Source organism: Nocardia sp. NPDC059154 (genome assembly GCF_042755705.1).
GTDB lineage: Bacteria > Actinomycetota > Actinomycetes > Mycobacteriales > Mycobacteriaceae > Nocardia.
On record NZ_JBHZCS010000061.1, the window covers coordinates 1 to 21,484 of the forward strand.

The following is a 21,484-nucleotide window of genomic DNA, read 5'->3' on the forward strand; positions in this document are numbered from 1 at the left end:
CCGCAAGCCACGTTTTTCCGGCTTATGCCCCCTCACCCGCCCGTCACCGCCCCGACAAGCCATCCGGAGGGCCACCACCACGGACGGGTGCGACTCCGCGCGAGCTCGGCTCGCGGACAGGTGACCCGGCGCCCGAGCGGGGCCGGCCGGCTGGGGCGGGACCGGCGCGGGCGCAGGGCGGCTGGGTGGTGGGCCTGCGGGAGCTGCGCTGGGTGCGGGAGGGCTCGGTGTCGCGGCAGCTCAAGGCATGTGGTGGTGGGTTGGGATCCGGCGGCCGCGGAGGTTGCTGGTGGTGTTCGGTGCTGGTGCGGCCGGGCCGGCAGGCCCGGCTGGGGCGGGGCCCGTGAGGGCCCCGCCGTGGGCGGTTAGGTGGCGTCGATGCCGCAGCCGCTGCAGAGGAGCAGGGTGTGGTCGAGGTACCAGTCGCCCCAGGGGATGGGGCAGTTCTCGGGCTGGAATTCCCACTCGACGCCGGGGAGGTGAGCGAGGCCGCGCAGGGTGTCGTGGGTGAAGGTGTGGTCGGCGTGGACGGTGGCGATGGTCCAGTGGCCGCCGATGGGGCTGAGGTCGGGCAGTTCGTCGATGGTGGAGCTCATGGTGGGTGTTCCTTTCGGGTGCTCGGTGGATCTGGGCTCCGCCCGGACCAGGCGAGTCCGGTTCGTGCAAGGTGCGCGCGTGCGCGCCCCCGTAGGGGTTTGCCTTGTGCGGGCCGAACTCGCCTGGTACGCCCTTGGGGCAGATTCGTCGGGTACACGGGAGGAATTCGCGCCTTCGCTCCGCCATCGACGAACTGCCCGACCGGAGGTGAGGTCGACCGGTGACGGGACCACCACGGGGTGCGGCGGCGCGGACGCGGCGGCGCGCGGGCGGAGCCCGCGGGGGTTGGTGAGCGGTCCGCGGGCGGGAGGTCCGCGCCGGGTGGGAGGGGCTCGACCGGTGCGCGGCACGGTGGTGAGCCTGCGGGAGCTGCGCGGTGGCGGGAGGGCTCGGTGTCGCGGCAGCTCTGAGGAGCGGGTGCGGGCACCGGCCGGGTGGGGCGCTGCTGGTCAGGTGGTGTGCGGGTGGTGGCCGTATTCGGTTGGCGGGGTGGGGGACTCACGGTTGGCAGCGGTGCTGAACTGGCGCGGGTTGTGGTTGGCGGGGTGCGGGAGGAGTGCGGCAGCCGTACTGGTGGTGGGGTTGGTTGTGGGCGGGGATGGGGAGGCAGGTGACCGGGGTGGGTTGGTGGCTGGTGGGAGGTTCGGGTGGTGAGCGGAGGGTGTTTCGGGGGTTCTCCGCGTCGCTGTCCAGAACCGACGCCACCACCAGTACGGCTGCTGCAAGGGGTGGCGGGATGCGGTGGTGTGGGGGAACAGTGTTGGGGTGGGCAGGAATTCGGGGTGGTGTTGATGAACGATCAGGGCGGGGTGGGGTTGGTGCGGGTGGCTGGTGCGGTGTATCGGTTGGCGGTGTTGCGGGACAAGCCGGGTCGGGTGGCGGCGGCGTTGGCGCACGCGAAGGCCACTGTGGGGCATGTCGAATGCTTGTGTTCGAGTCCGCCGCGTCGCCTGGTGATCCGGACCAACAGGAAGACGGGCCGCTACCACGTGGCGAGGTGGCCTGGGGACCTCGAGCATGATGGCGAGTGCGCGTTCCATCGGCTCGACGAGTCGTTGACCGGGCGCAGTGCTTATGGCGGGGCGGCGATCGTGGAGACCGAGGACGGGTTCTCGATCCGGCTGTCCGCGCCGCTGACCCGCGTGACGGCCGAACGCCGAACGCCGACACCGCGGCCCCGCGCAGTGGACGCCGATCCGCGGGCCCCGCGTCGGGCGGTGGGGCTGCTGGGTTTGCTGCATTTGCTGCTGGAAGAGTCGCGGTTGACGGTGTGGCGCAAGGGAGCTCGCGACCGTGGCTGGGGTGAGTGTGTGGTGGCGTTGCGAAGAGTGGCGGGCATGTGTCAGGTCACGGGCGGGCGGGCGTTGGGGGAGGTGATGTATGTGGTTCCTCGATACACCGGAAGGCAAGACCGCGACGCCGGTAGGCAAGATGGCCACGGGGAGGGCGGGTTCGAGGAGTTCTTCGACCGGTTGCGGCCGAGCAGGGCGAGTGTTCCGCGCGGGTTGATGCTGGGCGAGATCCGGGATGTCCGGCCGGCGAAGTACAACGTGGCCTACCACCTCGCCAACCACGCGGCGCCGGTGTTCGTCGCGCCCGACCTCGACCGGGCCGCGCGCGCGTCGTATCCGGCCGCGTTCGCTGAGGCGGGCCGGGCCGCTGGTGGCCGCCGGCTCGCGTTGTTGCTGGTCGAACGTGCGTCGGAGAAGAATCTGCGTGTGGTGGACATGGCGGTGGCATTGACGACGGCGCACCGGATTCCGGTGGATTCGAGCCTGGAGTTGGTGATGGCCGACGCGTTGGTCTCCCATGGTCGCGGGTTCGTGAAGCCGTTGCGGTTCGACGCCGCGCACGAGGTGGTGCTGCCCGATTTCATCCTGACCGACACCGAACCGCATATTCCGGTCGAGGTGTATGGGGTTCGGGGCCGGGAAGCCTACGACCAGCGCAAGGCCGAGAAGGAAGCCATCTACAGGGCGGCCGGCCAGTTCGTGGTGACGTGGGACGGCCGCGGCAAGCTCCCGGACCTAACCGTGCGATAGTGCACACGGCGGGCCCGCCTCGATCGATCAGTCCTGTTGCCGCCCAGGGTCATTGGCTCCGTGCCCGGCCGCGCGAATCTCGCCGGTGAGCAAGGCGGTCGCGGTGTGCGCGGCCGCGTGGCGGTCCGCATTTCGATGACTGGGACGCCTGGGCCGCACAGGCTGCGCGGCTCGGACTGACACCGACGCTCGTCGTGGACACCACCGGCCCGGGTCGATTGCTCGCGTCTGGCCAACCGGATTCGACTCGCGGCCGACCCCCGCCGAGGGCGAACTTCCGACTGTCGGCTGCTCGGTGATCCTGCGCCGCATGTCTTGTGAGACAGGGGGACTGGAGAAGCCGTTGCTCCCACACCCTGATTTATTTGCGTGCTGTAGGGTCTAAAAATTCGTGGCCAGCGTCAGTCCTCTGACCTGCACCTTCTGACGGCATCTCACAACTTGGCCACTGCGATCTGTCTCAAAATGGTGGCCATTCTTCAGGTTTCGCGCCACCGCGCAGGCACGCGCACAGCCCTGACCAGCGATGTCCCATTGAGCCTGGCCAAGTGGCCATCGATTGGCCATGTCATTTAAGATTTGACCACGACTTTTGAGACACGACAAAATCTCTTTTAGGATTTCACGTCCGATGGCAGACGGTCTCACTATGACCAGCGGATATCCAATCGCTGCCACACACCGCATTCGAGGCCCAGTCTCAAATAGATGGCAGTTCTTCGCTTTCTGACGCACGCCGGAACACCTGAAACAAGGTGGCTGCGGTGTCGACCGCCTCTTTCAACACCCCAGCCACCCAGATGCCGAGCACACAGTAGGTGTGCCCCATCTCCACGAATCCGGACGCCTACGCACCCGAAAAGTCGTCCATCGCTCACGGGCTACGTCCTCGACCGGCTGCGACCTTTCAACAACCTACCTGACCGCCGTCTCCCGGAACTCGGGACTGAAGTGCCGTGACTTCTTCTGTGCCACACACAACTCCGTTCAGTGATACCCAATCCTACTTTGGGCCACTGTCCGACATCCTTCGGGCACCTCAATGGTCGCCTCGCAAAACGTCTGTGCTCCATGGCCGCTGAGATCGCGGCATCGATGACAGCGAAATAGGCTTGCATCTCCTCCAAGGAAGGTAATCATTCCGTCGTGTCCATGTACCGGTGGGCGAAAGTCTCGCGGTCGGGTTACTACGCCTGGCGGGGCCGGAGACCATCGGCCGCCGCGCCGCGCCACGAGATCTTCGAAGACGAGATCCGATTCTGTTTCGAGCATTCCGACGGCACCTACAGCTACCGTCGTATTCACACCCAGCTCGCGCTAGGCCACCGTGGTGGCACGGACACAGTCTGCTCGGCGGCGGCCTGCCCGCTCACACCGGCGCGTCGCCTATATCGAGTTGCGATACAACCAGATTCGGCTTCATTCTGTACTCGTATCGACAGCATCGCGAATGCGCTCTCAGAGATCGTATGTACATATACAAGCCATTGACGGCTCACAAATTCCAGGTTTACCGTTTGAGAGGAGAGCGGCTCCAGATTTCTCGCTCGGGAGGTGACGGTGGACGTAGTCCGATGCCGTGCGCGACGCTCTGGCACACAAGACACCGCTCCGAACCGCCGGACGCAGTCTAGCTGCAGCCGCGGCCCTGATGAGCGTGGACGATGAGCGCGCCGTCCGCCGTTCCTTCGGCCTCGCAGGCCGACACCGCTTTCCTTCCCACAGTCGAACTACCCAAGGGCGGACTGGCCGCCCACGGGCTCGGGGTGCACTGGAACGTCAGCACCCAGACCGGGACGTTGTCGGTGAGCGTGCCAGTCCCGGCGAGTCCTGGCCGGGGGGCAAGCGCCGCCGACCTCACGCTCAACTTCAGCAATGGTGGCGGCCGCTCGCCCTATGGGCTGGGATGGGGCCTATCGGTCCCGTCGGTAAGCCGGCGCACCAACAAGCGGTTGCCGCGATACGACAGCTCCGATATCTACGGGTTGCCTGGCCTCGATGACCTTGTCCCACAACTGGAAAGCGATGGTGCAGGCGGTTGGAGGGTAGTCGAGCATCATGAACAGATCGATGGTGTGGCGCACAACGTGCGGCGGTTCCGCCCCCGTACCGACGACACCCGTACCCGCATCGAACAATGCCTTCCCAGCGGCGGCGGAGTGCCGTTTTGGCGCACCACTGACGCTGGCAACGTCTCACGATTCTTTGGGCGCACCGCCAGCAGCCGGATCAGCGATCCTGCCGATCCATCCGGTGCCCGCGTATTCGAGTGGCTGCTCGATGAAGTCCACGATGACCGCGGCAACCTGGCGGTCTACGAGTACAAGCAAGAAAACACCGCAGGGGTCACTCCCCAACTCGGCGAGGCGCACCGCCTCGCTCCGGGGGCGCTACCGCAGCCGAACCGCTACCTCAAACGAATCCGCTACGCCAACGCCGTCCCCGACGACGCGAGCAGCACCCGGCTGCTGATCGTTCTCGACTACGGCGAGCACGACCTGGCACCCGACGAGACACACACATGGGCAGCGCGGCCCGACGCGTACTCCACCTACACCGCAGGGTTCGAGATCCGCACCTGGCGGCTGTGCCGGCGGCTGTTGGTGTTTCACGACTTTTCAGCCGACCTCGGCCCGGGACCCACTCCGCGGCTGGTCCGCGCGCTGGATCTGGCCCACGAACCTTCCCTGTCGCGCCTGACCTCTCTGCGTCAGGTCGGATATCGCTGGAACGGCGTCGGCTACGACCAAAGCGACTTGTCCCCGTTGGAATTCAGCTACGTCGATCCGCAGGTCGATACCACGATCCGTGACCTCGAGATCACCTCGATAGTCGACGGCGCTCACATACATTTCGTCGACCTCGACAGCGACGGGCTGCCCGGGGTGCTGACCACCACCCCGGGCGGCTGGTGGTACCAACGCCCCGCCGGCCAGGGACAGTACGAGCCGCCCCGTCCCGTGTCCCAACTGCCGCCCACCGGGTCCGGCGGCACCGCGGGGATGCGGGACGTCGACGGCACCGGCCGCATCGGTGTCGCGGCAGAGATCGACGGGCTCGCCGGATCCTCGGTACGCCGACCCGATGGCAGCTGGGACCGCTACCGGGCCTATGACACCCGCGCCGTCGCCGACCTCACCGACCCACGGCTGCAGCGCATCGACCTCACCGGCGACGGCCGGCCTGAGCTCGTGCGGCGCGGCGCCGATGAGATCAGCTGGGCGACTTCGCTGGGGCGTGACGGCTACGGCCCGACCGCTCGCATTCCGACCGCGGCCACCGATGCTGCCGGACCACGTCCGCCCCGCGACGACACCGCACACGAATGGTTCAACGCCGACATGTCCGGCGATGGCCTGGCGGACCTCGTGCGGGTTCACGCCGGGCGAGTCGACTACTGGCCCAACCTCGGCTGGGGCCGTTACGGCGCGCGCGTCACGATGACCGGCACGCTGGCTCTGGACAGCCCCGACCACATCGACGGCACCCGGATCCGGTTCGCCGATATCGACGGGTCGGGTACCACCGATCTGATGTACCTCGGTGACCGCGCAGTGACGGTGTGGCGCAACAATTCCGGCACCTCCTGGGTGTCGCCGCAGCCGCTTGTGCCGCTGCCACCGGTCGCCAGCCTCGACGAACTGCAGATCCTCGACATCCTCGGGGCTGGCACCCCCGCATTGGTGTGGAGCAGCTCGGAGCCGTGTGGCCACATCGCGCGCTACCTCGACCTGGCCGTGGCCGGACGACCGAACCAGCTCTCGGCGATCGTCAACAACCTAGGTGCGCGCACCAGCTTCGTTTACGACACCTCCGCCCGCCAACAACTCGCCGCGCGTCGCGCCGGACGTCCCTGGCAGACAACCACCAGTGGCGTCGCTGTCGTCGTGACCAAAGTGCAAGCCGATGACGAGGTGTCGCAAACCTCGCACGTGACCCGCTACACCTACCGCGACGCCTACTTCGATCCCTACGAACGCGAATCACGCGGCTTCGGATACGCCGAAACCTTCGACGCCGAAACAATCGGCGCCGGCGGCGGCGTGTTCGACCTACCGCCGGTGCGCACCCGCGAATGGTTTTCCACCGGCCGCCCCGGCGAGTCGCCGTCCGGGGTGTTCGACGCCGACCCTCGAGCCATCAGCCTCGAAGCGGCCCAACGCATCGGAGTCACCGGCGGGCTCGAATACGAGCAATCCGCGCGCGCGCTCGCGGCCCGCCCGATACGCACCGAAACCTACGTCGACGACGGCACCTCGACGCCACCGGTCGTCGTTACCCAGACCCGCCCGTGCGTGCGACAGCTGCAACCCCACCGAGGCCAATGGGCGGCGGTGTTCCGCGTCGAGCCACTCGAGGCCCTCACCGCCCACTACGAGCAGACCACCGACGACCCCCGCGTCAGTCACGACCTCACCCTGGGCACCGACGACCACGGCACTCCCAACTCGACGGTCAGCCTCGCCTACCCCCGCCGCGCACCGGCGATCGACGAACAGAACCAGGCGTTGATGACGTGGACCCAAACCGACCTGGCCAGCCTGGATTCCGGCGACGCGTACCGGGTCTCCGAACCCACCGCCAGCCGCGAATACGAAATCACCGGTGTCCCGGTGCCCCCCACCCACCGCTACACCACCGATGTGCTGGCGGCACTGCTGCCCACCCTCGCCGAACGCGACTATGCCGACCCGGTCACCCCGGGGCTCGGGCAGCGCCGGATGCGCGCGGCCACCCGTAACGAGTACTGGGACGACACGCTGACCGCCGCGCTTCCCAGCGGACAGGTCGGCCGCAGGGCGCTGACCCGCCGGGTGCTGCGCTTCGCCATGACCCCGGCCTTCGTCGCGACCGTGTTCGACACCCTGGCCACCGCCGCAACCCTGACCGGCGAGGGTGGTTACGAACTGGCTGATGGGTTGTGGTGGGCCAGCGACGGCATCCGCGGCTACGACCCCGCGACGTGTTACCTACCGGCCTGGCACACCACACCATTCGGCAACACTGCCACGGCCACCTACGACGCATATCACCTACTGGTCACTACGGTGCAGGCATCGACAACCGTTCCCCTGTCGATGAACACCACTCGGGCAGTCAACGACTACACCACCCTGACACACAACCAACTCACCGACGCCAACGGCGTCATACAGCGCGTCCAATTCGACGCACTCGGCCGGGTGAGCCGGTCGTGGCGGCAAGCGCCCGACGGCAGCGGCGATCCCGACGCGCTGCCCGGGGTGGTCTACACATACGGGACCGACGACTGGCGCAGCGGCGTCGGCCCGTGCTGGTCACACTCGGCGCTGCGCGCAAACCACGGCGACCCCAACAGCGTATGGCGCGAACAGCGGATGTTCGTCGACGGGTTCGGCCGCATCGCGATGACCAAGACGTCGGTCGAGCCCGGTGACGCCTGGGCCGACGACGGCGCCGGTGGTGTCATCACCGTCGACACCACCCCGAATCCGCGTTGGGTCGCCACCGGCCGCACCGTATTCAACAACAAGGGCCAACCCGTCGAGCAATACGAGCCGTACTTCGCCGTGGACACCGCTTTCGACACCGCCGACGCGTTGGTCAAACATGCTGTGCTGCAACGGCGCACCTACGATCCGCTGGGCCGGCTGATCCGCGTCGATCACCCCGACGGCACACTGGAAACCGTTACCATCGGGCCCTGGCAGCAGAGCAACGCTGACCGCAACGACACCATTCTGCAGAGCGCCTGGTATGCGCAGCGCCAACCCGGCGGCGCCGCCCCCGCCGACCAACGCCGCGCCGCCACACTGGCCGCCGCCCACGCCAACACCCCCCAAGTCCAGCTGTGCGACCCGCTCGGCCGATTCGTGCGCATCAGGGAAGACAACGGACCCGACGGCGTCTACGAAACCCGCTACCTCCTCGACCTCGCCGGTGAGATCACCGAGGTCCATGACGCGCGCGGCATCCCTACCGGCACCCAACTGCGCGACGCCGCCGGCCGGGTCGTGCGCACCGAAAGCATCGACGCCGGAACCCAAGTCGCCGTCCCCGACGCCGCAGGCAGACAGATCCGCAACCTCACCGCCGCCGGACACATCGTCACCTCCCGGTACGACCTGCTCGGGCGGCCCATCCAACTGCTCGTGCGCGATCCCGGCGCCGTGAACGACCGGCTCGCCGAACTCACCGTCTACGGGGAAGCGCACCCCCAGGCGACCGACCGGATGATGGTCGGACAACTCCACCGCCGCTACGACGACGCCGGCTACTCCCTGGCCGACCGCTACGACCTGGCAGGCAACCTCATCGACGGCACCCGCCAGATCCTGTCCGCACCCACCCCGCCCGACTGGACCCCCGCCGCGGCAGCCCCGCTGGGCGGTCTCGACGCGGCCACCGCTGGCCTGCTGGACCCCGAAACCTTCACCACGACAGGCATATTCGATGCCGTCGGCCAATCGCTGAACCACAACCTGCCCGACGGCACCCTCATCACCCTCGGGTACACCACCGGCGGCCTGAACACCGTCGACGCCCAATACGCCGGCGCCGCCGCGTCCACGCCGGTGATCACCGGGATCGACTACGACGCTCACCGGCACCGCACCGCCATCACCCATGGCAACGGCGTGGCATTCACCCATGAGTTCGACTCCGATACCGGGCGCCCCGTCGGAATTCACGCCCGCGCCGGCGCGACGCTCATCCAACAACTCGACTACACCTACGACCCGGTCGGCAACGTCGTCCAGATTCGGGACGGCGCCAACCAGACCGTCTTCTTCGACGGCGCCGTAGTCGCTCCCGGAGCCCTGTTCACCTACGACGCGACCTACCGGCTGCGCACCGCCACCGGCCGTGAACACTCCAGCCTCGGCGTGCAGCCCGACCCAGCGGATCCAGCGATGCCGACCCTTCCGCACCCCAACGACGCCCACGCACTGCGCAACTTCACCGAGACCTACACCTACGACCAACTCGGCAACATCACCGCGTTCGCGCACGCCAGCACCACCACCAGCTGGACACGCCGCTACCAGTACACGCCCGGCACCAACCGCCTTGCCGCCCACCAGATCCCCGGCGACCGCAACGCAGGACCGTACTCGGCAACCTTCACCTACGACCCCGGGGGCAACACCACCGCAGCACCGGGCATGACATCGCTGACCTGGAGCCACTCCGGCCGGGTGGCCACCATCGACCTCGGCGGCGGCGGCACCGTCACCTACCACTACGACGCCGCAGGCAACCGGGCCCGCAAGATCTGGCAGCGCCTCGGCGACCTGCGCGAGGAGCGCATCTACCTCGGCGAGCTGGAACTGTTCCGCCGATACCGTTCCAGCACACTCGTCTTCGAGCGCCGCACCGTGCGCATCGGTGACGGTCACCGCACCGCGGCGCTGGTGGAGACGGTAACCGTCGACACCGACCACCCCGGATTCGACACCGCGCCGCGTACCCGTTTCCAGCTGACAGACCTGATCGGATCCAGCGCCGCCGAATGCGACGAGACCGGCATGGTCATCTCCTACGAGGAGTACCACCCGTTCGGCACCACCGCGCTGTGGTTGGCACGAGACGCTGCGGCCGTCAGCACCAAACGCTACCGCTACCTCAGCAAGGAAAAGGACAGCGAGACAGGGCTTTACGCTGCCGGAGCCCGATACTACATGTGTTGGCTGGGCCGCTGGCTTTCTCCCGACCCCGCCGGGCTCATCGACGGCACCAACCGCTACAGCTACGCCGGCAACAACCCGACCTCACGCTCCGACCCCAGCGGGCTCGTTGGCGAGAGCTGGAAGAAGCCCTGGAAGGAGCCGCAGCTCTGGTTCACCGAATCGTCCATGCTTCGGTTCCCAGTGAAGGCGACCAAGAGCGGCTCCGGAGTCGAAACGAAGCACCGCGACTATGCGCGAACGCTCCGCGATCTATGGGGCGCACCATCGGAGTATCACCTTGGTCACGAGCCAGAATTGCCGTTGTGGAAGCAACCAGCGGGCACCGTCTCGATGGTGGGCATCCAATCCGCGGAGGCCAACCTCCGCCAGTCTCGCGGGGAGCGCGCCGACGCCCAAGCGGCCAAAGCCAGGGGAGAGTTCAAACGCACCGGCCGAGAGACAACCCAGGAAGTTCCGAATGCGCCCAAAGGGCAGCCCCCGCTGCCCGATGCTGGTGGCGTGCGGCCCAGCTACGGGCCGACGTCCGAGCAAGGTCTCCAATACGAACAAGCGATCGAAACCTGGAAGGCCAAGCAGGCCGCCAAACCGCCAGCTGAGCCAGCACCTGCCGCGGCCCCATCAGAGCAACTCGAGTTGCCCGGTACGGGCAGTCAACCCGCCGCCGCGGCCGAGTCGGTGCCCAAGACACGTACCCCTGCACCCAAGTCCCCGCCCGCACCAGCCTCGCCACCGGAGCCGCTACCGGCGGCGGGTCCACCCGAGCCGCCTGCCGAGGCGCTCAAGTCCGCCGACACCGCCGCCGAATCCTCCAACGCCACAAAGGTTGTCGAGACCGCCAACGACGCCACCACCGTGACCAAGCCCGTGGACGCCGCAGCCCCGGCCCTTACCGGCGGTGAGACCTCCGCCACCGTGGTCAAGGACGCCACCGGCGTATCCGAGGTGGGTAAAGACGCCGCCGGAGCCGCCGAGATCGCCAAAGACACCGAAAAGGCCACCGAGGCAGCCAAAGACGCCGTCACGCTCGCCAACGCCAGCAAGGACGCCAGCGTCCTGGCGAAGACCGCCACGGTCGCCGAGGACGCCAAAGCGGTCGGCGCGCTCGCCAAGACCGCGACCCCAGTTGCCAAGTCGCTGGTGCCAGCAACCAGAGAAGCCGGCGCACTGACGAAGATGGTCAGCGGGGCCGTCAAGGTCGCCAGACCGGTCGTCGAAGTCGTTGCGCCAGTGGTCAAAGTCGTCGGGGAGATCGCCAAACCGCTCGGCGTGATGGTCGCCGCGGCCGATCTGGCCACCGCGCCCAACAACAGCGACCGGCTGGTCGCCGCCGGCGATCTGGCCGCTGGCGTGGCGATGTACTGCGGCCCGGTCGGCGAGGAGCTCTCGGTCGGCTACACCGTAGGCGGCCCGGCCGACAAGGCCATTGAAAAAGCCTCCAAAGCGGCCTTCGGCGTCGATCTGTCCCCGTCCAACGGAATCGCCCACGCCCTGGACGCGCAAGACAAGCTCGTCTCGTCGGTCATCCCCGACAACCCGAAGCAGCCCGCCTACAAGAACGAGAACAAGCTCGCCTGGTCCCTGATCGACAAGCTCGGATTCTGACCTGACCTCGGGAGTCATCATGAACGAACCTGCACGGACCTTGTCTCTCGGCAGCAGCGGGGCAGACGTACACGCCCTGCACGCCCGCCTGCTCGACCTGGGCGCCTCGATCGACAACGACGAACTCGTCGAGGGCTTTTACGGGGCCACCACCCGCCGTGCGGTGAGTACGTTGCAGGAGCAGTCCGGACTGATCGCCACCGGCGTGGCCGACGCTGACACCGTCGCCGCACTGCAAGGCGCCGACGCGGCGCACCACTGCTACGTCGTCGGACAGGTTCTCGACCCCGACCAAAACCCCGTGCCACACACGCAGATCCGCGCACTGGACCGCGACCTGCGCACCAGCCAACTGCTCGGCGACGCGGCCACCGGCGACGACGGCTGCTACCGCGTGCGCTACACCCCCGAGCGGGCGCAGCAGCTGGAAATCGGCACCGCCGACGTCTACGTGCAAGCGCGCCACCGCGACCGGGTCCTCTACGAAACCCCGTTGGAGCAGACCATATTCAACGCCCCGGCGCTGGTGTCGATCACCGTGTCACTGCCGACCCGGGTCGCCCCCGAACAGAGCGAATTCGAGCGCCTCACCCGTCTGATCGAACCGATGCTGGTCCAGCTGTCCTGGAACGACCTCACCGAAGACGGCGAGCACCGCGACATCACCTTCCTGGCCGGCGAATCCGGCGCCGACTTCGACCGGATCACCTCACTGGTGCTGGCACACCGGATGTCGACCACTATCGACATCCCGCCGTACTTCTTCTACGCCGTGTTCACTCAGGGCGTGCTCACCGCCGCGCAGCGCTGGGTGTCACTGACGCCGCGACTGACGTTGAGCGTGACCGCCCCACTGGAGCCGCTGCTCTACGACATCGTGCTGCTCCCCACTAGCGAGGTCGACGCCGCCGCCCGTGCCGCCATCACCACGTTCGTCGTGCCCGACGAACTCGCCGGCGAACTCGACGCCATCCGCAAGGCGCTCGACGCGCGCACCGAGGCCGCCCAGACCTGGGCCCGCAATCAACGCCAACAGGTGATCAGCGCCCAGATCAACCACCTGGTCACCTCCGACCTGTCCGACCAGTTGAACACGATCATCGCCACCGACCCGTTCGGGGACCTGCCCTCGGTGCTGACCAAACTGACCGACCTGAAACTGGTGCCCGACACCGCCGACACCGCCGACGTCGCGGCCACCCTGTCGCTGACCGAGGTGCTCGGCGACGACCCGCAACTCATCGAGACCGTGCGCCAACGCTTCGGCATCATCGGCGGCGCCGACACCCACAACCTGGCCGCACAGGGCGCAGACGGCTGGGCCGGCGCCATCGCCGAGGCCAGTGCCGTCAGTGGGGCCGACGCCACCGCCACAGCGAAGCAGGGTGCCGCGATGGCCGCCCGCATGACCGCCCGCTTCCCGACCACCGCATTCGCCGCGAACCTGGCCACTGACCCGAATCCGCCTCTGCCCCAGGCCAGTGCGGTCGCCGACACGCTGGCCGCCCACCCCGACTTCAACCTCGCCACCGGAAACGTCTCCGCGCTGCTGGCCTCCCACAGCCAGCACGTCGACACCGCCACCGCAGCCGCGCTGCGCACCGCCCAACGCGTCTATCGGCTCGCGCCCGCCTATACACAGACCAAGGCGCTGCTGAACCGCGGAGTCACCTCGGCGGCATCGGTTGTGCGGCAAGGCCAGAAACGATTCGTGCGCGAGGCCGTGCAAAGCGGCGCGTTCACCGCTGAGGCTGCGACAGCGGCCTTCCGCAGCGCCGCCGACGTGCACACCGCCAGCCTCGTCCTCGCGGGTCAAGTACACGGCGCCGCGACCGCCACCCAACTGCCTGCCCTCGCCACCAAGCCCGCCGCAATCGAGCCGGTCGTCAAAGACTTCCCCAGCATGAAAAGCCTGTTCAACGCGATCGACATGTCCGAATGCGACGACTGCCGATCCGTACACGGCGCGGCCGCTTACCTCGCCGACGTGCTGCAGTTTCTCGGCGACCGCCTGGTCGTGGACACCACCACCTCACCGGCGGTCACCTTCACCGGCGCGCGCGACGTACTGTTCGGCCGCCGCCCGGATCTGGCCATCACCGACCTCAACTGCGCCAACACCAACACCACCCTGCCCTACCTGGATGTGGTGTGTGAGCTGCTCGAAGACGCCGTGGCACCCGACCCCGGCCTGCTCTACACCGGACCCGTTGCGCCAGGTCCCATTTCGACGACCCTGCTGACCGCGCTGACCAGCGCGAACTTGGCTGTCACCGACAACGCCATCGTGTACGGCGCGCTGGGTCCGTCACCCTCGTCGGGATATGTGGTCCGCGACATCGGCATCGTCGTCGGACTGAGCCCCGACGGAGCCAACTGGCGCGCGCGGGTGCTGAAGCAGACCTTCGGCACCGACGACCAACTCGCCGCGGCCCCCGCATACGTCAACGCCCAGTCGTACATCGAACTCGCCGCCAGCACATGGTGTTTCACCCTGCCGTTCGACCTCGCCCACCAAGAAACCCGGCGCTATTTCGCGCAGTTCGGCATCGACCGCGCCGACCTGATGCACCGGCTGCAAGCCGGGGGAGCACCGTCGGACGCGGCGTGCGCCGCCGAAGCCCTCGGGTTGTCCGACGCCCAGCGCAGCCTGGTCGTCACCACCAACCCCGGTGCCCAGCAGACGATTTGGAACACCCCTGGCACGCCGGCGTCGAACACCCTGAACAACGTCGACAAATTCGTCACTCGTTCCGGCATCACCTATGAGGAGCTGCTGCCGCTCCTGGAGTTGGCCTGGATCCGAAGCGGTACCGATCTTTTCATCCAACACCTCGACTCCAGCGCCGACCTCTCCCAGAAGCGCATCGTCAATCTCGACGACGCCGCCCTGGACCGCATCCACCGTTTCATCCGGCTACGCACCGCCACCGGCTGGGCCAGCGCGACCGTCGACCGGGTCCTCCGCAGCACCGCAGGTGGAAACGGCGCCCTGGACGACCCCTGCCTGATCGCGATCACCGCCATCAACACCGCGGTCAGCAAGCTGTCGCTCACCGTCGATGCCACCCTCGACCTGCTGGAGACACTCGACATCGACGAGCCCGCCGGCACCTACGCCACCACCTTCCTCGATCCGGCCAAGGTCGGCGCCGTCGACGCCCGCTTCCTGCCCACGGCCGTCCACGCCAACGAGACCACCGAAACCACCACCCCGGGATCGGGAATCAAACTCGATGCCGCCGCAACGCCTCTGGCCATCGCACTGGGCACCTCCCCGGCCGACACAGCGCTGATCCTGACCGCCGTCGGCGCCGACGCCGCCCTGACCGCCGCCAGCCTCAGCGCCGCCTACGCGCTGTCACGACTGGCTCCTGCTGCGGGCCTGACGGTGGCCGCCCTGACCGACCTGCTCGCCATCACCGCCACCAACCCCCGATCCTCGGCCGCCGCGCTGGGTGAATTCGCCGACGCCGCCGTCGCGATGAGCGCCACACCATTGTCGATCACCACCTGGCGCTACCTGCTGCGCCACGAGTCCGCCCACCTGACCACGTTCGACATGCCCGCAACAGCGATCGCCACTCTGCTCACCGGCCTACAGCACACCTACGCAGGCGCGAAAACCGCCGATACGGTGCCCATTTCATCCAAAGGCACCGTCAACGAGAACACCACCGCGGTGCAGCCTTTCCTGGCGACGCTCCGCGGCATCAGCGCCGAGACCCTCGCACAGTTGCAGACACTGCTCACCGACACCTGGACCAACACCACCGTCACCGAATCGGCGTTCCTCGACACCGCCCTGGGCAGCCACTTCGACACCACCGCGATCAAAGCCGCGCTCACCGCGCGCGAGGCAACGCACTCGGACGCCGACCGATACGCCGTGATCGCCGCTGTCGCCGCCGCAGTCGGCGGCTACCTGTATGACACCGACCGGCAGGCAGCGCTGAAAACCGCGATCGCGCAGGCGTTCTCGCTCGACGAGGACCTCGCCTGGACCTTGCTGTCCAACGCCGCGCTCAAGGAGGCGCCCGCCGCGGGCCAACCGCTGCTGCGCGACGTCCTGCTGAACGATTCGTCCACCCCAGCCGCCACCGATCGCCAGCAGCGCGCGGTCGCCTTGCTGAACACCATGACCATCGCGCTCGCGAAACTCGCCCTGCCCACCCCCATCGTCGGTTGGCTGCTGACCAACGCGCACACGCTGGGCTGGCTCGAGTTCGACCACCTGCCCTACGCACCGGGTCAGCCAGCGACCGACTACCCGACATGGGACAAGCTCGCGGGCTTTCTGACCCTGGCCGCCAACTACCCCGACGTCGCCAACCCCGCTGATGCCGCAGAGCCGTTCACCGTCAGCGGCTTCTTCGATACGGTCCTGACCGGGTCAGTCGCCGATGTGCTCGCCTACCTGGCGACACTGACCGGCACCGACGCGGCGGTCCTGACCGCGCTGGACACCCAGCTGGGCCTGTCCGCACCCGGCCTGACCCGCTACCGCGACCCCGCCACCGTTACCGGCCTGCTGGCCGTCGTCACCCTGCTCCGCACCCTCGGGCTGGACGTGCCCACCGCGATCCAGGTCACCAAACCCGTGCTGGGCCTGCCCGACGCGATGGCCATGCGGATGGCGCTGAAATCGCGCTACTCGCCGGACCAGTGGCTGGGTGTACTCAAACAGATCCAAGACCCGCTGCGGGAACTCAAACGCGATGCGCTCGTGGCCTATATGCTCGCCGCCAACCCCGACCTGGCTTCCGTCGAGGACCTCTACGACCACTTCCTCATCGACACCAAGATGACCGCAGGCATGTCGACGTCGCGGATCGTGCAGGCACATGCCACGGTGCAACTGTTCGTGATGCGCTGCCTGATGGGCCTGGAACCGGCCGCCGTGGCCAGCGTCGGCAACGACGACGGCTGGACACAGTGGGACTGGATGGCCAACTTCCGGGTGTGGGAGGCCAACCGCAAAATCTTTCTGTGGCCGGAGAACTGGATCTCCCCCGACCTGCGCGACGACAAGTCCGGACTGTTCGTGGAGTTCGAAAACACACTGCAGCAAAATGAACTCACCGAGGACACCATCGCTCAGGCGATCGACAGCTACCTCGAAGGCCTCGACGACATCGCGCACCTGGACGTGATGGCCGCCTACTACGACACAGTGCGCGAGGTTGAGCACGTCTTCGCCCGCACCCGCGGCGGCAGCCCAGCGGTCTACTACCACCGCGAGTTCCAGCAGGAACGAGCCTGGACACCGTGGGAGAAGGTGCCACTGGACATCAAAGGCGATCAGCTGCTGGCCTTTTCGCGCAACTCCCGGCTCACCATCGCCTGGCCCGAATGCACCAAGGAACCCGACGACACCCAGAACCCGCCCGACGTTCCCGACCCGGCCAGCCTGTCGGGCGGCCAGGCGACCTCCAAACCCAGCCACCGCTGGAAGATTCAACTCGCGGTCAGCGAGTACGCCAACGGCCGCTGGCGGGAGAAACGCGTCAGCGACACCGCGCTGTACACCGGCTACCTCGACGCAGCGGACCTGCCCGACGAAAACGCCTTCACCATGCTGGTGTGGCAGCTCGGCGACAACCAAGCCGTGTCGTGCTTCCGACAGTTCGGCACCGCATCGACCTACGTAGGCGCCGCAACGAACCTGGAATTCCTCGGCTCGTTCGCGCTGACCGGCTGCAAGGGTGTGCCAGAGGTCCAACAGAGTGGCAGCATGTCCGGCTGGCTGTACCCATTGTTCGTCCCGACCCTGCTCGAGGCCGGACGCTTCGACGAGGCCGGCGCCCTGGGCAGCAAACTGGCGATCGTGGCGCTGCCCGGGCAGAAGCCGCAAACCATCTTCGGCCAAACCCCAGCCGGCCATTACGACGTCACCTACCCGCTGCAGATGACGATCCTCGACTGGATCCTGCTGATGGTGGAGCTGTGGGCGCTGAGCCGTAACGCCACCTACCCGGACGTCCGCATCGCCGTGCCCACCGGAACGCTGCTGCCTTACTACTTCGGCGACTTCGCCCGCGACTACGTCATCATTCCCGGCTTCTACCCGCGTGAACCGCGGGAGGGTGTAACCAATGTGCGCGGCGCTAACATGAAAGCACTCGTGGAGGCCGACGGGTTCGATCCTGTCGCCGCCTCTAAGCTGATCATCGGCGACAAGTACATCGAGGCCAACAAGAAGACCGTGTCCGATGTGCTGCCCCTGATCAACGAAGTCATGGCCCTGGTCGACAAATACCTCGGCAAGCACAAGCAGGATCCGAGCATCCCGGTGGCCGAACTGCTCAAAGAGATGTTCGCAGATCCTGACTACAAGGCGATCCTGGCAAAAATCCGCCAGTACCTGAAACAGCGCTACGGCCTGCAGGTGGCCAACTTCTACCATCCGCTGGTCTGCTCGTTCCGCAAGCAGCTCAACGGTTCTGGAATCAATGCGCTGATGGCGCGCGACACTCAGCTCGTCGACACCGGCTTCGACTTCGCCGCGACCTACCGGCCGGGTCCCGAAGTGATCAGGCCCTACCCGCGCGAAAACGTCGACTTCGAACTCGCCGGCGCGTACGCCTCCTACAACTGGGAACTGTTCTTCCACGTCCCCTTCGACGTCGCCATGATGCTGTGCGCCGACCAGCAGTTCGACAAGGCGCGCGACTGGTTCCACTACATCTTCAACCCGGTCGGCATCGGCGACTACCCGCCCCCGAGCCGGTTCTGGAACACGAAGCCGTTCTTCTTGACAACCGCCAACGACTACCTCAACGAACGCATCGATACGATTATGAACACCATCGCCGCCGACCCCACCGTCGCCGGCATCGGCGACCTGGCGTTCGCGGTATCGCAGTGGCGCGAAAACCCCTTCAAACCCGACGTGGTGGCGCGCTCACGCCCCGTCGCCTACCAGATGGCCATCGTCATCAACTATGTGCGAAACCTGATCGACTGGGGCGACAACTTGTTTCGGCAGTTCACCCGCGAATCGGTGAACCAAGCCACCCAGCTCTACGTGCTGGCCGACAAGCTGCTGGGCCCCAAACCGCGCGTCGTACCGCCCGCCGTGCCCGTCCCCGACATGAACTATCAGCAGCTGCAACCCGAGATCGACATCTTCAGCAACGCGATGCTCGATCTGGAAAACCTAGTCCCCGAGGTGAACTCGCTGCCCCATCACGGGGCCGAGCTGCCGCCACCGCCTGCCACGCTGACCTCCCTGTATTTCCGCATTCCGCCGAACGACAACCTCCTTGCCCTGTGGGATCTGGTCGCCGACCGGCTATTCAAGATCCGCAACTGCCAAAACATCGACGGCATCGCGGCCTCTCTTGCACTGTTCTCCCCGCCGATCGACCCCGGAGCGCTGGCGCGCGCCGCGGCCGCAGGCCTGGACATCTCCTCGTTTTTGGCCGGGCTCGGTGCGCGGCTGCCGAACTACCGCTTCGTCGCCATGGCGCCGCTGGTCACCGACCTGGCCCAACACGTGTACAGCCTGGGTGCGGAACTGCAGTCCGCATTGGAGAAGAAGGACTCCGAAGCGATGGCGCGGCTGCGCCAAACCCAGGAGATCGCCGTGCTCGATGCGATGCGCACGGTGAAACTGGCGACGATCGAGGAAGCCAAGGGTGCGCTGGCCGCGCTGCAACGCAGTGGAGACGTCATCCAGGCGCGTATCGACTACTACTCGTCGCGCCAATTCATGAACACCTGGGAGACCACCGCGGCCGCGCTGAATGGTGCCTCACTCCTCGGCGAAGCGTCCGTCGCGTTGGGTCACGTGCTTGCCGGCGACCTGAAACTGGTCCCGAACTTCATGGCCGGCGCTGCCGGGTTCGGCGGATCACCCACCGTCAACGCGTCCACCGGCGGTGAAAGTATCGGCGGCGCAGCCGAAAGCGCGGTAGCCGCTCTGTCTTCCAACGTGCACGTAGTCGACAAATCCGCAGCGATGGCCAGCACCCAGGCCAGTTATCAACGCCGCCAGGACGACTGGACCTTCCAGCTCGCAGTGGCCCAAAAAGAGCTCGCCGCCAACCAGCAGCAGATCGCCAACGTCAACCTGCACCTGGACATGTTGAACAAAGACCTCGCCGCCCACGATCTGCAGGCAAAAAACGCTGCCGCACTTCAGCAGTTCATGCTGACGAAGTTCACCAGCGAAGAGCTCTACATCTGGACGGCGGGCCAGGTGTCGGCCGTGTACTACCCGGCCTACCAACTTGCCTACGACAGCGCGAAGATGCTGGAGCGGTGCTACTGCTATGAACTGGCCCGAGACGACACCTTCATCAACTTCGGCTACTGGAACAGCCAGAAGAAGGGCCTGACCGCTGCCCACGCGCTGCTGCATGACATCAAGCGGATGGAAAGGGCCTACCGCGACAACAACACCCGCGACTATGAGCTGACCAAGCACATCTCGCTGGCACAGGTCGACCCGTTCGCCCTGCTGCAACTCAAGACGACCGGCAGCGCCACCGTTACAATCCCCGAAGTCGCCTTCGACCTGGACTACTCAAACCATTTCAAGCGCCGCATCAAGTCCCTCAGTGTCACGATGCTCTGCAGCGCGGGTCCCTACACCTCCGTGGGGATGACACTGTCGCTGGTCGCCAACAAATACCGCAAGACGATCGCTGAGAAGCCGGCACCCAACGATTACGCAGAAGATCCCGGCAACGACGACCGATTCGCCTATAACCCCGGAACCATCGCGTCTATCGCGACCAGCACAGCCGTGTCGGACTCCGGGCTGTTCGAACTTAACTTCCACGACGAACGCTATCTGCCGTTCGAAGGCGCCGGTGCGATCAGCACATGGCAGATCGAGCTGCCCACGGCCTACCCACAATTCGACTACGACACCATCAGTGATCTCATCCTGCACATGCGCTACACCGCCGACGAGGGTGGCGCGGCGTTCCGGAAACGAAACGAGGCAGCCCTGCAGGCGGTAATGGCCCAAACCAAGCTCGCCGGGAGCCATACCGGCCTCTACATCGCGTTCAGCGTGCGCGATACCTTCCTCCACGAATGGTGGCAACTCAAAGAGACCGGGGCCACCACCATCACCATCGACTACAAACATCTGCCCTATATGGCCCGCAGCCACAACCCGACCCTGACCGCTTACACGTGGGCGGCCAAAGTCCAAGGCGCACCAGCACAGTATGCGATCACCGTCGACGGCGCCGCGATTTCGTTGAACCGGGATGCGACGATGAAGTCCCTGTGCATCGGCGACGCGGGCAACCCGACCCTCGACACACCGGTGTCGATCGCATGCGATGCCAGCCACCTAGATGACCTCACACTATTCGTCAGCTACACGATCACTTAAACCTGAATCCACGTGTGTCACGACGGTGAACCACATCCTTTCTCTTCGACTCGATCCTGTTGTTCGGGTGAAGGTTTTCCCGATCTCGGACTTGAACGGCGAATCGCTTCACGTCTGAAGAGCCCCCGCACGCGACGAGGGGCATCTCGTCAGACGAGCCACCACGCCTTGGTCAGTGGGGCAGAGCCGGATCCGTCTCAAAACGATGGCCAATTGGC

4 protein-coding genes and 1 pseudogene are annotated in these 21,484 nt (G+C 66.6%); 4 read left to right on the plus strand and 1 reads right to left on the minus strand.

Features of this window, described 5'->3' with window-relative positions; all coding sequences use genetic code 11:
* A pseudogene (locus ACFXN1_RS38090) lies at window positions 1-347 on the plus strand (hypothetical protein); the annotation flags it as partial.
* Between the two features lie 18 nt (window positions 348-365).
* Here ACFXN1_RS38090 and ACFXN1_RS38095 read toward each other — a convergent pair.
* Window positions 366-596: a hypothetical protein gene (locus ACFXN1_RS38095; RefSeq protein ID WP_379440691.1), complete on the minus strand. Its 231-nt coding sequence runs from the start codon at window positions 594-596 to the stop codon at window positions 366-368.
* A 792-nt stretch (window positions 597-1,388) separates the two neighbouring features.
* Between ACFXN1_RS38095 and ACFXN1_RS38100 the strand changes: the two genes are divergently transcribed.
* The 3 genes from ACFXN1_RS38100 (at window position 1,389) to ACFXN1_RS38110 (ending at window position 21,266) form a co-directional block, all read left to right on the plus strand.
* Window positions 1,389-2,639 carry a DUF1173 family protein gene (locus ACFXN1_RS38100; protein WP_379440692.1) on the plus strand — a complete coding sequence of 417 codons (1,251 nt, stop codon included), beginning with the start codon at window positions 1,389-1,391 and terminating at the stop codon, window positions 2,637-2,639.
* Between the two features lie 1,664 nt (window positions 2,640-4,303).
* Complete coding sequence (locus tag ACFXN1_RS38105) at window positions 4,304-11,911, plus strand: SpvB/TcaC N-terminal domain-containing protein (RefSeq protein ID WP_379440694.1); 7,608 nt, start codon at window positions 4,304-4,306, stop codon at window positions 11,909-11,911.
* Window positions 11,912-11,930: 19 nt separating this feature from the next.
* Window positions 11,931-21,266 carry a neuraminidase-like domain-containing protein gene (locus ACFXN1_RS38110; RefSeq protein ID WP_379440695.1) on the plus strand — a complete coding sequence of 3,112 codons (9,336 nt, stop codon included), beginning with the start codon at window positions 11,931-11,933 and terminating at the stop codon, window positions 21,264-21,266.
* Window positions 21,267-21,484 lie beyond the last annotated feature (218 nt).